11 protein-coding genes are annotated in these 15,096 nt (G+C 44.3%); 6 read left to right on the top strand and 5 right to left on the bottom strand.

The features are described 5' to 3' along the window. Positions 1–494: 494 nt before the first annotated feature. Positions 495–848: a metal-sensitive transcriptional regulator gene (locus QUB11_RS17255; RefSeq protein WP_333205205.1), complete on the bottom strand. Its 354-nt coding sequence runs from the start codon at positions 846–848 to the stop codon at positions 495–497. A 188-nt stretch (positions 849–1,036) separates the two neighbouring features. Here QUB11_RS17255 and QUB11_RS17260 point away from each other — a divergent pair, with 188 nt between their 5' ends. The 6 genes from QUB11_RS17260 to QUB11_RS17285 all read left to right on the top strand — a co-directional run bounded on the left by QUB11_RS17260 (position 1,037) and on the right by QUB11_RS17285 (position 11,906). After that, a complete protein-coding gene (locus tag QUB11_RS17260) occupies positions 1,037–2,278 on the top strand; it encodes an HhoA/HhoB/HtrA family serine endopeptidase (RefSeq protein WP_333205126.1) in 1,242 nt (413 codons plus the stop codon). Between the two features lie 138 nt (positions 2,279–2,416). Continuing rightward, positions 2,417–3,067 carry an RNA ligase family protein gene (locus QUB11_RS17265; RefSeq protein ID WP_333205128.1) on the top strand — a complete coding sequence of 217 codons (651 nt, stop codon included), beginning with the start codon at positions 2,417–2,419 and terminating at the stop codon, positions 3,065–3,067. A gap of 309 nt (positions 3,068–3,376) precedes the next feature. Then, a complete protein-coding gene (locus QUB11_RS17270) occupies positions 3,377–5,755 on the top strand; it encodes an EF-hand domain-containing protein (protein ID WP_445300854.1) in 2,379 nt (792 codons plus the stop codon). An 81-nt stretch (positions 5,756–5,836) separates the two neighbouring features. Next, positions 5,837–7,513 carry an AIPR family protein gene (locus tag QUB11_RS17275; protein WP_333391250.1) on the top strand — a complete coding sequence of 559 codons (1,677 nt, stop codon included), beginning with the start codon at positions 5,837–5,839 and terminating at the stop codon, positions 7,511–7,513. Positions 7,514–7,558: 45 nt separating this feature from the next. After that, on the top strand, positions 7,559–9,202 hold the full coding sequence (locus tag QUB11_RS17280) for a site-specific DNA-methyltransferase (protein ID WP_333391252.1): 1,644 nt from the start codon (positions 7,559–7,561) through the stop codon (positions 9,200–9,202). Continuing rightward, a complete protein-coding gene (locus QUB11_RS17285) occupies positions 9,192–11,906 on the top strand; it encodes a DEAD/DEAH box helicase family protein (RefSeq protein WP_333391253.1) in 2,715 nt (904 codons plus the stop codon). The genes QUB11_RS17280 and QUB11_RS17285 overlap by 11 nt, the downstream gene beginning before the upstream one ends. A 153-nt stretch (positions 11,907–12,059) precedes the next feature. Here the strand turns inward: QUB11_RS17285 and QUB11_RS17290 are convergent, their stop codons facing one another. The 4 genes from QUB11_RS17290 to QUB11_RS17305 form a co-directional block, all read right to left on the bottom strand. Beyond that, positions 12,060–12,416, bottom strand: coding sequence for a type II toxin-antitoxin system PemK/MazF family toxin (locus tag QUB11_RS17290; protein ID WP_333205136.1), 357 nt, complete (start codon positions 12,414–12,416; stop codon positions 12,060–12,062). After that, positions 12,371–12,601: a ribbon-helix-helix domain-containing protein gene (locus QUB11_RS17295; RefSeq protein ID WP_333205138.1), complete on the bottom strand. Its 231-nt coding sequence runs from the start codon at positions 12,599–12,601 to the stop codon at positions 12,371–12,373. The genes QUB11_RS17290 and QUB11_RS17295 overlap by 46 nt, the downstream gene beginning before the upstream one ends. Positions 12,602–12,712: 111 nt before the next feature. After that, positions 12,713–13,906 carry a glutathione S-transferase family protein gene (locus tag QUB11_RS17300; protein ID WP_333205140.1) on the bottom strand — a complete coding sequence of 398 codons (1,194 nt, stop codon included), beginning with the start codon at positions 13,904–13,906 and terminating at the stop codon, positions 12,713–12,715. Positions 13,907–14,141: 235 nt separating this feature from the next. Beyond that, positions 14,142–15,023, bottom strand: a complete 882-nt coding sequence (locus QUB11_RS17305; protein ID WP_445300783.1) for a tetratricopeptide repeat protein — start codon at positions 15,021–15,023, stop codon at positions 14,142–14,144. Positions 15,024–15,096 lie beyond the last annotated feature (73 nt).

Genomic DNA, 15,096 nt, shown 5'->3' on the forward strand with positions numbered 1-15,096 from the left:
GCCCGTCCTTTTTGGACGGGCGGGACGCCCATCCCACTTTCAAGAGTGCAAGTTATTTAATTCTCATTCCTAAGCATCGATTATCTAATTGTTTGCCGTCAGCTTTTGAAGCTTTTGAGGAGTTGCGTCAATCGATTTTAGATTTTAGATTTTAGATTTTAGATTTTAGATTGACTTGCGCGAGATAAATGCTCTTTCTTGAGGATTTTAGATTTGAGATTTTGGATTGATTCCACGGATAAATTACGTGGCGAGTACCACCTTTGAAATTCTTGGTCATCACGACAAACCGGACTAATTCTTTTTTAACAAAACTCGCTCTCATAAACTGCGGAGCATATAAATTGTATGTTGTGGCAATGGGGTGAAGGGGAGAAGATTTGATGCTTTTCCCGCGTTTGTGAAAGATGCTTAAAAAATGCGCCAGAAATCATAACTTGGAAGTTTTGTCTAATTTGCAGCTTTGGTGATAGGGATGTGAAAATTGGCAGCGGCTAAGCCAAAAATCGATCCAAAGCCGCTTTCAACTCTTCGATTTCCGTATCGATATTACCTTCTTTAGCGGCTCGGGCAATGCACTCGGTTAAGTGTTCGTCAAGAATGATTCTCGCTACGCGATCGAGCGCGCCTCGAACTGCAGCAACTTGCACGAGAACTTCGGGACAGGGACGGTTTTCTTGCACCATTGTTTTAATGCCGCGGACGTGTCCCTCAATCCGAGACAAGCGATTTACCAGCCGCCGCATGGATTCTTCATCGTGATGGTGAGGGTGGACTGATTCATCGTCGTGATGGTGGTGGGAATTTGAAGGCAAGGATTTGTCAGTAGAAGTATCAGATATAATCATCGGGGTTACGAGGGCCATTTTAAAAGTTAGAAAAAGTTAGAATTCAGAATATGTTGAGTTGGTGCGGTCTCATGACTCATGTATTGTAACTGTCAAAATATATTTAGGATCTTCATAGTGGCAGATTATTGAGTCCGCACGATCGCACACCCTTACCAGACTAACCCAGACTAACAAAGATTGACGCTATGCGACTATTTAAGTTTTTTCGGCCCGCACCTCGAACCGGTGCTCGTTGGTTCGCCCTAATTTTAGCAATGACGATCGCCCTGAGTGCGTTAACAATCACTCCTGCACCCGCTGCCGCTGATGGCACCACTCCGCCCAACTTACAGTTCCAGAGTTTCCCAGCCACCGCCGCGAATCCGCAACTGTTAGCGCTGCGGAGTCCTGAACTCCCAGGGGATACCGGAAGTTTTGTGACAGCGGCTGTCGATCGAGTCGGGCCAGCAGTTGTCCGCATTGATACCGAGCGCACTGTCAGTCGCAACCTCGACCCCTTAATGGAAGACCCATTCTTCCGCAGATTTTTGGGAGAAGATTTACGCAGCATGACCCCCAGACAAGAACGCTTACGCGGTCAAGGTTCCGGCTTCATCATCGACAAAAGCGGGATTGTTTTAACCAATGCTCACGTAGTTGACAAAGCCGATCGAGTGACTGTCACCTTAAACGACGGCAGGACATTTCCAGGAGAAGTGCAAGGTACTGACGAAGTAACAGATTTGGCTGTTGTCAAAATTAATACCAAGGAAGTTAACTTGCCCGTGGCAACGCTAGGAGATTCCGACGCGGTGAAAGTGGGAGATTGGGCGATCGCCGTGGGGAACCCCCTGGGATTTGACAACACCGTCACCTTGGGCATTATCAGCACCCTCAAACGATCCAGTGCAGCCGTCGGCATTCCCGACAAGCGGCTCGATTTCATTCAAACCGACGCCGCCATCAATCCCGGCAATTCCGGTGGCCCGCTGTTAAACAGCAGAGGAGAAGTGATTGGCATCAACACGGCGATTCGAGCTGATGCAATGGGTATTGGGTTTGCGATTCCGATCGACAAAGCCAAGGCCATCTACGCGCAGTTAGCCAAGGGAGAACAAGTCAGCCATCCGTTTTTGGGGATTCAGATGATTGCTGTGACTCCTGAAATGGCCAGAGAGAATAATTCTGACCCCAATGCTCCTTTAATTGTGCCGGAAGTGAAAGGGGTGTTAGTGATGCGAGTTGTGCCAAATACGCCTGCTGAGGAAGCAGGGATTCGCAAGGGAGATGTCATCGTTCAAATTGACGGCGAGGGAGTGACTGAACCCGAACAGTTGCAAAATTTGGTGGAAAACAGCAAAATCGGTCAAATTCTAAAACTGAAGGTGCGCCGCGGTGTCCTGATTAAAGAACTTGCGGTTCAAACTGCTCAATTGAGGGATTTTTAGGGAATAAGGGGAAGGGGGGAAACTGTTAGAAACCCTTTCCTTCTTCCTTCTTCCGACTTCCCTCGGACTGACATCCGTTACATCCGTTACATCCGTTACATCCGTTACAGAATCCGTTGCCGAACTTCCTTCCTCTATATGACACGAGTTCAACTTGCCTATCCCAAAATTCCCGATAGTAAAAATTGCCCTCATGAACAATGTATAGCTTTCGAGAAGTACGATGGTACTAATTTGCATTGGGTTTGGGAAGTTGAACTTGGTTGGTATGCTTTTGGTACGCGCCGCAGTAGATTTGATTTGGATGAGATGGGAATTGCAGAATTTAACGCTGCACATCCAGGTTTAGAAGCAGCACCTGAAATATTTAAGAGAGACTTTGCTAGTCCGTTAGAGTCTATCTTTCGAGAAAATGAACAGTATCACTGTGCGGAAATTACTGTGTTTACAGAGTTTTTTGGTGCTAGCTCGTTTGCGGGAATGCACCAAAAGGACGATCGCAAACAATTGGTGCTTTTTGATGTGGAAACCGATCGCGGTATGGTTGTTCCCGATCGGTTTATTCAGGATTTTGGTAAATTAAATATTGCGCGAGTGATTTATCGCGGCAAACTGACGGGCAAGTTTATGGATGATATTCGCCACGGAAAATACGGTGTGGATGAAGGTGTTGTGTGCAAGGGAGGCCGCAATGCTAATAATCTGTGGATGGTGAAGATTAAGACTGATGCGTATATGCAGAGATTACAGGAAGTTTTTAAGGATGATTGGGAAAATTACTGGGAGTAATATCAAACTGATAGATCAACTGTCACAAGCCAAAGTGGGAGATATCGGCAATCCCCTTGGATTTGACAATATCGTTGCGTAAGTCATCAGGAATTAAAGTATATTGGTCGTAAGCTGTGGAGCATTTAAAGCACTAACGAGGCTTGTATGGTGCGTCAGGAGTGAACACTTACAGGACTTGGGAAACACTTCTGTACTGACGCACCCTACTATCGTCTTTTAAATGCCGAACAGCTTAATCAATAGACAGCCAATAAAAAAATCAGGGAGGATTTAGTGATGACATCTGTGCAGCTTGAAAAAAAAGCCATGACTGAAGAAGAGGTGGTAAAGTTATGGGAAGCTTTTAAAGTATTTGACGCGGACGGGAGCGGTGCTATTTCATCAGAAGAACTGGGTCAAGTGATGCGATCGCTAGGCCAGAGTCCTAACGAAACCGAGTTGCGCGACATGATCAAGGAAGTGGACGTAGACTTGTCGGGCAGTATCGATTTTGAGGAATTCAAAATGCTGATGGTGTCCCAGCAGGGCGATCGCCAGAGTCGTCTCAAAATGGCATTTAGTGTATTTGATGAAAACGGTAGCGGTCAAATCACCAGAGACGAGCTGCACGGCGTGATGAGCCAGTTTGGGCTGACAGAGCAAGAACTCGATGAGATCATTAAAGAGGTAGATCATGACGGCGATGCCTCAATTGACTTTAAGGAATTCTGCAAACTGGTACCCGATGAGTCAGAGATCACAACAGGATATCAAGACTCGCCGGTTCCGATTGTCAGTACACAGACAACGGAGGTTTCAGATAGTACAGCGGCTGCGATCGCAACTACAGCAACTGCTATCAATGAGGCAGCTTCTGCCACTATTGAACCTAATTTACAAGAAGCACCCACCGATAGCAATCCAGAAATAGCGCGGCTAAAAGAACTACTCGCGCAACACCCACAAGCTGAGAGCAAGCGCGGTACCTCCCGCTTGCAGATGCAGATTGGTTTGTTTCGTCTGATCCAGGGAGCAGCCTACCGCAGTTTCCGCGAGAGTTTTTCCGCAAACCACGAGACTCACCTGCGCGTGAGAAACTTGCCATACAGAATCGTTGATTTTGTGCAATTTGTCAGGACTGCGATCGCGCTTTATAAAGGATTGGGTGTAGTAGAGTCGGCGTGCAACCCTTTACTGGATGCAGTAGTGAAGTCGATCGAAGATGAATATGCCCGACTGCAAGATCGCATCAAAAACTGGAAGACTATAGAAAAAACTCCAGAAATGTTGGCTGAACAAAAAGCCATGTTGGAGGCGCGGGGTAAGTCTGCAACTGCCAAGGAAAAGTTTGCGGCGGGAGTGGAGTTTGCCATCACCATCAAGAAGAAAAGTCTTAACTTGCGGGACATCGCCGAGGGCGTGCTTGCCGTCAACGAACTCAACCGATTGAGAAAAATGGAACTGAGTGAGGAAATGGCACCGCCACCAGCCAAATCTGAAGGAGATCCCAAAGAGTACCTGAAGAAGTGGAACCGCGTCATCCTCTCGGATGCCTCAGAGGAAATCGATGGTGCGATGATGCCAGTGGCATATTGGTATGAAGACTTTATGCCGAAGCTTTTGGCTGCCTTCAGCGTCAGCACAGCAGCAGACATCCCCTTGAACACGGTGCCTGACGAAGTGGCTTTAAACCAGTGGTACGAAGCTACCAAGGCGTCAGGGGAATTTGGGCGCTATGGGGCGGATGTTGTAGAAAGCTTTCCCAAATGCGCTCCAAAACAGAAGTTGATGCTTCAACAGGCATGGCGCTTGACGCACAACTACCTGAATGGGGTACAGAAACGGCGGGAACGCTTGGAGTTTGGGCGCGAGTCTGGGGAACTCTCGCAATATGTATCGTTCATTGACGTTTATATCGATCGCAGTGAAATAAAGAATTCACAAATGCGCGTCAGCTTCCCTTACTATATTGGCCCTGCGGTGTGGCGTTTCTTCCACACTACGGCTGAAATCGTCTCTACCAAGACCCCCCAACAGCAAAAAACTCTGGTGGCAATCTTCAAGGACTTCTTCAAGCTGTTTGCCACTATGTATCCCTGCCCCTACTGCCGCCACCACCTCAACGCCTACGTGGTGCAGAATAAAGAGGTGGAAATGTACCCTGTAGAGTACCTCGTGCTTGGGCGCGACCCGCGTCTGAATGACTTTGAGGTATCAATGGAGGCGAAGTTATCGACCGTAGTAGATGGCGCTTCCCTGCGCTTATTCTTCTGGAAGTTGCACAATACTGTCTCCTCATCAATTGCGCGATCGGAGGAGTGGTATCACAAGGATGAGAAAGCATTTTATACCACTCGTTATTGGCCCAGCATTGACTCTGAGCTAGCACGAGCCAAAGCCCTCAAACACATTAGCATTGCCACCGATCGGATGTACCGCCTCTACGGTATGCTCAAGCCCGCGGCACGACTGACAGGGGTGAGAGCAACTTTGCAAAAGCTGTTGGATAAGCGCGATGAGGAAGGCATCAAGGAGGCCTGTTTAGTTGCCCAAGATTACATCAAGGAGTTGGAGGAGGCGATCGTCACCGGACAATTTCTACAAGAGACATATTACTTTGATCCTGACCTTGTGGATCAAGCTCCAGTCTTTAGTCCTGAAGAAGAGGAGTTTGCTCGCAGCGGTGTGTTTGTAGAGGTTGCTTAGATATTAGTGAGTAAAAAGTTAAGTTTTTAAGCTTAACTTTTTACCGCTCCTAGAAAAAATTAAAATATTAACGATCGCTCAATGCCTAAGCCGAATACCCATGCCAAAAAGGCTCAAATCATTGAGGTACTAAAGCAGGATTATTTTCAAATGACCGCGCCGCTTCAGAGGAACTGGACACCAGAGCAACATGAAAAAAATCGATTGAGCCGTTCTTTGGCTGCATTTGCGATCGCCAATCTTGCCGATCTTACCCCTGCTCAAGCGGCTAACTCAATAGTCAATGGGGAAAATGACAATGGGATTGATGCCATTTATTTCGATCTGATGAAAAAATTGCTTTTGTTGGTACAGGCTAAGGCGGGGAATGCTCCGAATATGGGTGATAATAAAAAATTTTGTGATGGGATTAGAGATTTAGTCCATCAACGTTTTCAGAAATTTAATGATGGCTTTGCGCGGTTGCAGCAAGATGTTGAAGATGCTTTAAATACTAACGGGGTAAAAATAGTTGGCTGTAATATATATCTTGATGAAAGCCTGAGTTCTCATGTGATTACGGATCTTAATCAATTAAAAAGTGAACTGAATCAGTTCGATCAACGTTTTGAATGGCAAGATTTAAATATTAGCATAACACATGGTTGGTTGACCGCAAAACAAGCGATTGCCCCTGTTGATGTAGTCTTGACCTTGGAAAACTGGCATTGTTTAGATCAGCCACGTAGGGCATTTTATGGATTGGTTAAGGCTTCGGAACTGGCATCTTTATATCAACAGCATAATAAGTCGCTTTTTGAGAAAAATATCCGTTATTACCTAGGTGCAGAGGATGTTAACTTAGCGATTGCGGAAACTGTCAAAGAGCAACCATCTGAACTATTTTATCTCAACAATGGTCTGACGATTACTTGTTCGCTAATTAGTCTGCCATCAGGACATAAACAGGAATCAACTCAATTTACTTTAAAAGATTTTTTCGTCGTAAATGGCGCGCAAACGGTAGGAGCTATCGCTTCTGTTTATCAGGTTAGTGGCTCAATATCTGCTGATGCAAAGTTATTAGTTACAATTATTGAAGTGGGGACGGAGACTGATAATATTGGCGAAAAAATTACTGGGGCAAGAAATACGCAAAATGCTGTGCGCGATGTTTATTTTGCCGCGTTAGATTCCAATCAAGAACGTTTGCGACAGGAATGTATGGTATCGAATATTGTTTATGAATATCGACCATCGGCGGAGCGGAGTCAGGATGCGATTACGATTGAACAGGCGGCAGTTGCCCTTGCTTGTTTTAGCGGTGATACGGAAATAGTGGTTGCAGCAAAGAGAGAAATTAGTCAGCTTTATAAGCGTTATTATGATATATTGTTTAGTGATGGGATTTCAGGAGTTACGCTTTGTCGTTATGTGCGAATCTTTCAATATCTGGATGAAATTTTTTCGGCTTCAGAAAATGCTGCAACAGGTCAACAAAAGAAGTTTTATAAGCACGGTAGATTTTTTATTCTAGATATTCTTGCAAGACGCTATAAACCTTTGCTCAATAAGCATGAACTTTATTTGTCTGAATATGATAAAATGCAACTTTCACGAATTGGGTTAGAGCTTGCTGAGGTTGTTTACACTGTTGCTGAATCGAACTTTGCTAGTGACAATAAGGGATATCTTGCTATTTTTAGGAATATCACAGATGTTATGCCTTTAACGAGTGAAGTGATGCAGGAGTTAGATCGCAGGGATGCTCAGGCTTAAAATCCGAATATACCTACAGTTTAACTTGTGAGATAGATATTAATTATGAATAAGAAGCCGAGACTAGAATTAACCTGGATTGGTAAGGATATTCGCCCCAAGCTGGAGCCGCGAATTTTGCTGGAAGATCCAGAAATATCTTATCATGCTGCTCATCAGGTGAGTGAAAATGATATTTTTGATAATCGCTTAATTTTTGGGGATAATTTGTTGGCTCTCAAGGCTTTGGAGTCAGAGTTTACAGGAAAAGTTAAGTGTGTTTTTATCGATCCGCCATATAATACAGGATCAGCTTTTGAACATTATGATGATGGAATTGAACATTCTCTTTGGCTTGGTTTAATGCGCGATCGTTTAGAGATTTTGCGTAATCTATTGTCGAATGATGGTTCTTTATGGATCACAATTGATGATAATGAAGCGCATTATCTGAAGGTGATTTGTGATGAGATTTTTGGGCGCGTAAATTTTGTTGCGAATGTAGTCTGGCAGAAGAAGTATGCGGCATCGAATGATTCACTATGGTTCAGTAACGATCATGACCACATTTTAGTTTATGCAAAACTTAAAACCTCTTGGAAACCCAATAGACTTCCTCGAACTGAAAAATCAAACTCAGCATACAAAAACCCTGACAATGATCCTCGTGGTGCTTGGCAATCAGACAATTATACTTGTAACAAATCTATTGATGAGCGTCCTAATCTATACTATCCAATCACTAATCCAAATACTGGTGAAATTATTCTCCCTAAGAAAACGGCAGTATGGAGATATTCGCGTGAGAGACATGAAGATAATGAACAACAGGGCTTAGTGTATTGGGGAGTAGAAGGAAAAAACTCTGTACCTCGCTTCAAGAGATTATTAAGTGCGGTTTCTGACAAAGGAGGAGTACCACAAACAATATGGACATGGGAAGAAGTGGGTCATAATCAAGACGCTAAACGAGAGCAGTTGCAACTTAATTCACAAGAACCCTTTTCAACTCCTAAACCTGAAAAGCTACTAGAACGTATTCTTCAACTTGCCACTAATCCCAAAGATATTGTTCTTGATTCATTTGCCGGATCAGGAACAACAGGCGCAGTAGCGCAGAAAATGGGAAGACGCTGGATTATGATTGAACTCGGCGAACATTGTCATACCCATATCATTCCCCGACTCAAAAAAGTAATTGATGGCGAAGATATAGGTGGAATTAGCAAAGCATTTAACTGGAAAGGCGGCGGTGGGTTTCGGTACTATCGTCTTGCACCATCCCTACTAGAAAAAGACAAATGGGATAATTGGGTTATCAACAAAACCTATAACGCCGCGATGCTTGCCGAAGCACTCTGCAAAATCGAAGGTTTCACTTACGCACCATCAGATACCTTCTATTGGCAACATGGCTACTCCACCGAAAGTGACTTTATCTATGTCACCACCCAAAATCTTAGTCACGAACAACTATCCAAACTTGCAGACGAAGTAGGACAAGAGCGCACCCTACTTGTTTTATGTAGCGCCTTTCGAGGTCAAACCGACATCTTCCCAAACCTCACCGTTAAAAAAATTCCTAAACAAATCCTTTCACGGTGTGAATGGGGACATGACGATTACAGCCTCAAAATTGAAAACTTGCCAAAAGCACCTCCAAAGTTCGGACAACTAACACTATTTGACATGGATACCTATGATAAATAAACTGGTTAATAATATTTCTAATCGTCTCAGTCTGCGCCATCCCCAGCGCCAATCATTAGAAATTATCGATCGCATTTGTAAACTCTTATCCCTCCCAGACATCATAGATAGAGAAACAAGTTTAGTTGCCATCAAAAAAGAATTCCCAACGTTTACTGACTTCGAGCGCGACTTTCCATCCCTATGTTTTGCCCTAGCCACAGGTGTTGGTAAAACTCGACTCATGGGCGCTTTTATTAGTTACTTATACCTAGCATATAACATTAAAAACTTCTTTATCCTTGCCCCAAACCTGACCATTTATAACAAACTAATTACCGATTTCACGCCCAACACCTCAAAGTATGTATTTACGGGTATCTCTGAATTTGCGCTCTCTCCACCAGTCATCATCACAGGTGACAACTATGAAATGAATGCGCGAACGATCTTAGATCAACAAATTTCATGCAAAATTAATATTTTCAATATCTCAAAAATTAACTCAGAAGTACGCGGCGGTAAAAGCCCCAAAATCAAACGACTATCCGAATATATTGGCGAAAGCTATTTTGATTACCTGTCTCAATTAAAAGACCTCGTAATTCTAATGGATGAATCGCACCGATATCGCGCATCAGCAGGAGTTCGCGCTATTAACGAATTAAAACCATTAATAGGGCTAGAACTTACCGCCACACCCTTTATCGAAACCAATAAAGGTTCAGTAGCTTTCAAAAATGTCATCTATGACTATCCCCTCGGACGTGCCATAACCGATGGATTTATTAAAGATCCAGCAGTCGTCACCCGCAAAGATTTTAACCCTAGGGCAATGTCACCAGACGCGATCGAGCGTCTTAAACTAGAAGACGGCATCTATCTCCATGAAAATATTAAAGCTGAATTAGAAACCTATGCTATTCAAACTGGAAAACAAATTGTTAAACCCTTTCTGTTAGTGATTGCCCGTGACACTACCCACGCCTCAAAACTCATGGAACTCATTCAATCTGATGAGTTTTCCGAAGGAAATTATAAACATAAAGTTATTCAAGTTGATTCTAGTAAAACGGGCGCTCAAGAAGATGAAATGGTAGAGCGATTGCTCAAAGTAGAACATACCGATGAACCTACTGAAATAGTTATCCATGTAAATATGCTCAAAGAAGGTTGGGATGTCACCAACCTCTATACAATTGTCCCTCTGAGAGCCGCAAATTCTAAAATCCTGATCGAGCAATCTATTGGAAGGGGCTTGCGTTTGCCCTATGGAATGCGTACAGGTGTAGAAATTGTCGATCGCCTAAATATCGTCGCCCATGACAAATTCCAAGAAATTGTCGATGAAGCAAAGCGCCCAGAATCCCAAATCCGCCTGAAACAAATTATCCTCACAGATGAAGACTTACAGCAAAAGACACAAACAGTAATTTCCCGATCGCAACTAGCCCAAAATCTAGGACTTCACCCCGAACAACCCATTAATTTACCTGATAATTTACCTGCAACAGAACCCCAAAATATTCAACAATCCCTATTTCAATCACCTATAGAACAAAAGATTGCACAGCTTACATACCAAGAAATCCTAAAGCTTGAAAGCCGCCCCGAAGAAGTCCCAACCACCGCCCATCTTGCATCCCCAAAAGTTCAGGGAAGGGTGCGCGAAGCCGTAGCTAGAGAATATCAACCCGCACAAATGGAACTTGAAGGTATAATAGCACCTCCAGATATTGAAGCGATCGTTGCGAAAACAACGAATTTAGTTATCCAGCAAACCATCAATATTCCTAAGATTCTTGTTATTCCTAAAGGGCAAGTGCGATCGGGTTTCAGGTCTTTTGCCCTAGATATCACAGGCTTAAATTATCCCGTTCCCTCCCAAGAAGAATTACACATTCAATCGCTAACAACGAATAAAGTTGAATTTATGGGAATTATCAAAGAAAACTTTGAAGAATCACGGCTAGAAAACTATATTGTCAAAAATTTAGTCAACTTCGATGATATTGCCTATGACGAACACGCTGATTTACTCTATGACCTTGCGGGTCAAGTTCTTAGTCATTTTATGACCTACTTATCCGAAGAAGATACACACAAAGTTTTACGCTTTTACCAAAGGGAAATTGCCAATTTTGTCCATAGCGAAATGCAGCCAAATTTCTGGGAAGAAACAACAGGTTATGAAGTCGAAATCAGTAAAGGCTTTACAGCCCTAAAAGAGAGCGCCTACACTAAAAATGCTAAGAATTGCCTTGATTATCAATCTTCGCCACGAGACAAAAGCAATATGTCCAAATATCTGTTTACAGGCTTCTCCAAATGCCTCTATCGAGAACAGAAATTTGAATCGGAAGCAGAAAGAATACTAGCACTGATTTTAGAACGGGATGCAATCAAATGGTTTAAACCCGCAAAAGGACAATTTCAGCTTTATTACAAATGGCATGGAAAATATTCAGAATATCAACCAGATTTTGTGGCTGAAACAGAAGAAGTTATCTATATGCTGGAACCAAAAGCTCGAAATGAAATTGACAATCCTCAAGTGCTTGCTAAGAAAGATGTCGCAGTTCAATGGTGTCAATATGCTTCGGACTATATGCTAAAGCACGGTGGCAAACCTTGGAAATATGTCTTAATTCCCCATGATGAGATCAAAGAAAATATGACACTCCAAAAACTAAGCGATCGCTATACCGCCACTACTAAGGGTTAATTTCAGGGGCGATCGGGCTCTAAAAAGTAATCACTAGCCATGCTACCAACCGATGCCAAATGGCGAAATCTAGGAAAATATTTCAACTATCCAGAAATCCTTGATTACTTGATGCTATATTTTTAACCCTCCAGCTTTGGCCTTCCCCTACTCTTAAAGTTCTAAATATCGAGCTAAAATCAGTTGAATTTCTTGTATTTGTTGCAACTCCAATTGCCCAAGACAGCGCACAAGTCTGCGTTTATCAAACGTCATCGGATCGACGCACACGATAAAACTCTCGGTACTCAGACCATTGAGAGTCGAAGGAATCACAGGCAAAACAACAGCTCGTAAACCCTCGTTGGGAACAGCAGAAGTGATGGGTAGAACAGTTACCTTGCTGCGTTGATTAAAAGCAGTTCCTGAAATAATTACTGCTGGTCGAGTCTTGCGGATTTCTGTACCAACTGAGGGATCGAAATTCACGAGCCAGATGCTTCCCAGTCGGTAATCGCTGCTTGCTGCCATGCTTCATCCTCATCGGTTAATTGATCGCTCAGTTCATCCAGCAATAAACAGGCTTCTACCATTGCCTGCTGTTCTTGTTGTTTGCGCCACGCTTGCAATAAAAGCTCAATTAGCCGACTGCGATTTTCTACACGATCGTCAATGTAACGCACTAGCTCATCTGGCAAAGAGATAGATACTTTCATATTATTTATGCCACTTTTAATACTACCAATGGTAGCAGAAATATCGAGCAGATAGCAAACTTATGAAGTAGAGCAGCAGCAACGCCCATTCCGTCTGATTCCGATCGCCCCCTACACAAAATTAGCCGGATCTTGATCTCGCCGATGCTTCAGCAGAATCGGAGAACCTTGGCCATCACCCACCAAAGCCGCCGTTTCCTCCAAGGCTTCCCTCAGCCGCTTGGCCGCGTAGATCGACATATCCCGGGGCACATTCACCCGATCGCGCAAATACCGCAAAGCCGCATCAGAACCAGCCGGCGGCGTACAAACTTCGCCAGTCATCATCAAAGTTAAAGCACAACGCAAAGCCTCATCAAATAAGTTGTCATCAGCAGGATTGACTCGAACGATGTTGCGGTGGTGCTTAATGACGCGATGAAGTGCTTCAGCGCGGGAGGTTTCCGGTTCTGGATACATCACATCCGGCAGTCCAGCCCAAGGCCCATTATCCACGCGGGCTTTATTGAGTAGCATCTGAGGTTCGCCGTTTTCATAACACCCGCCCATCTGAGGTGGTAAATCGTGGACGTGGGTGTGAAAATCGCTCTGAGTGCCGCGATAGGTAGGGCGGGTTTCCATCGCCGCAAACCAGTCAGCAAAGCGCGGGTTTTCTTCCCGCATCGAGTAGCCTTTGTAGTAGTAAAGACTGGCATTCATCCGTTCGACGTAAGGCGTAAAGATGACATCTGCAGTGCCAAATTCATCGAGGAAATAAGGCCCCGGAGTGCTAGCCAGGGCCTTTTCTACCTGGGCGACGACGCTGATAAATTGGTTGCGGTTGTGCTGTTCTACTTTGGCTGAACTTGCTGGGTAGCACAGCCAAGAGCACCAGGCTCTAAATAGCAGTCGCTCTAACCGCCGCATGGGTATTACTGCCGGGTTTTCCATGCCCAAACCCAAGGGGCCGTAGACTCGTTCGAGGGCGATTAAAATGTCATCGCTTTCGGTGATGATGCGGCCGTCTAGTTCGATCGCCGGTAGCATTCCCGATGGCACTTTGCGCTTGTACCAGCTTTCTTTTTCCCCATAGCAGAACATAGTAACTTTCTCAATGCGGTAGGGGATTTGTTTTTCTTCCAGCCACAACCAGATTTTTTGGCAGTAGGGACACCAAGCATGGTTATCGCGGTACAGGATGACTCGCACATCGGATTCGGTTTTACCAAACAGGCGCAAGCGGGATTGAGCGTTGGTGGGGCCGTTTGTGCGATCGACTTGAAAGTCTGTAAGGGCTTCTAATTCTGTCCAGCTTAGTGGGGTCATGCGATTTTAGATTTTAGATTTTAGATTTTAGATTGGAGAATTGAAGACAGCGACTGCTTCGTGGCAATAATAAAACTTACGCAACAACTGTATCTGTAGGGTGCGCTGTGCGCGCACCTTAACGCTACCCATAAAGTATTCAACTATTTTTTGGTTTTACTCCTGAATAATATAGTTGGTTATCAGTTAAAAAAGGCTTTGAGGACTGAAGTCCTCACTACAAACTTAACTACAATTAAGGCGACAGTTGGGGAGGGGGTGGCGCGTCTTGAATTTTAGTCAGTGCTGCTTTCATTTCAGGAGTGGCTAGCAACTTTTGGGTATCTGCGATTAAACGATCGCCCCAGAGGTTTTCTTTGAGATATTCTACGGTAGCATAGCGTTTGTCAAGTTTCAGAGCTGCTTCTCCCATCGCTAATCCTTTTTCTTTGTCACCTTTGGTGTAGAATGCTACTGCTAGAGCTAGCATTGCTTCTGCTGCTTTGTCGTCGATCGCGATCGCCTGTTCCCAGCGTTTGATAGCGCCATTGGCATCTCCCATTTCGTATTTGACTAATCCGATATTGTTGACAGCAGGCCACAGGTTTTTTTCTAAAGCAAAGGCTTTTTCATATTGGGCGATCGCCTGATCAAACCGCTTCAGCTTATAAAAAGCATTGCCTAAATCAAATAATGCACCTGGAGTGTCTGGTTTGAGTTTTAATCCTGCTTGCAAATATTCAACTGCTTTCTCGTAGTTCGCTTTCCGAAAGTAAGCTTCTCCCAAGACAAATTTAATTGATGGATTTTCTGGTGACAGAGATTGAGCTTGTCCCAAAGCTTCAATGCCTTTGTCAAACTGCTCGACTTGAAGGTACAAGCTACCTAACAAAGTCCAAGTTTGAGCATTTTTGGGGGCTAACTGTGTGGCGAGTTCGGCTCTAGGTACCGCTAGTTGGTACTGCTGCAGTCTGGCTAGCTGGACGGCTTCTTCTGCAAGGCTCAAGGCCGTTTGGTCGAGCTGGGCTGAGTCGATTTGCAGGGTGTAAGGCAGGAGTGCCTGTGCGACAACTGGTTTGGGCATTGTCCACAAACCGAGTGCGAGCACCAGAGATAGTAAAGGAATGCGATTAGGCACTGTACAGCCCCAGAAAAAAATATAAGGGTTTCTCGATCGCCTATAATAACTCATATTTTTGAGTTTTGATATT

It is taken from the genome of Microcoleus sp. B6-A1, from assembly GCF_036705085.1.
Taxonomy (GTDB): Bacteria; Cyanobacteriota; Cyanobacteriia; order Cyanobacteriales; family Microcoleaceae; genus Microcoleus.

Bases quoted from the DNA above. Each gene is read 5' to 3' on its own strand.
- QUB11_RS17255 (WP_333205205.1), bottom strand. From the start codon at position 848: ATGATTATATCTGATACTTCTACTGACAAATCCTTGCCTTCAAATTCC.
- QUB11_RS17260 (WP_333205126.1), top strand. From the start codon at position 1,037: ATGCGACTATTTAAGTTTTTTCGGCCCGCACCTCGAACCGGTGCTCGT.
- QUB11_RS17265 (WP_333205128.1), top strand. From the start codon at position 2,417: ATGACACGAGTTCAACTTGCCTATCCCAAAATTCCCGATAGTAAAAAT.
- QUB11_RS17270 (WP_445300854.1), top strand. From the start codon at position 3,377: ATGACTGAAGAAGAGGTGGTAAAGTTATGGGAAGCTTTTAAAGTATTT.
- QUB11_RS17275 (WP_333391250.1), top strand. From the start codon at position 5,837: ATGCCTAAGCCGAATACCCATGCCAAAAAGGCTCAAATCATTGAGGTA.
- QUB11_RS17280 (WP_333391252.1), top strand. From the start codon at position 7,559: ATGAATAAGAAGCCGAGACTAGAATTAACCTGGATTGGTAAGGATATT.
- QUB11_RS17285 (WP_333391253.1), top strand. From the start codon at position 9,192: ATGATAAATAAACTGGTTAATAATATTTCTAATCGTCTCAGTCTGCGC.
- QUB11_RS17290 (WP_333205136.1), bottom strand. From the start codon at position 12,416: ATGGCAGCAAGCAGCGATTACCGACTGGGAAGCATCTGGCTCGTGAAT.
- QUB11_RS17295 (WP_333205138.1), bottom strand. From the start codon at position 12,601: ATGAAAGTATCTATCTCTTTGCCAGATGAGCTAGTGCGTTACATTGAC.
- QUB11_RS17300 (WP_333205140.1), bottom strand. From the start codon at position 13,906: ATGACCCCACTAAGCTGGACAGAATTAGAAGCCCTTACAGACTTTCAA.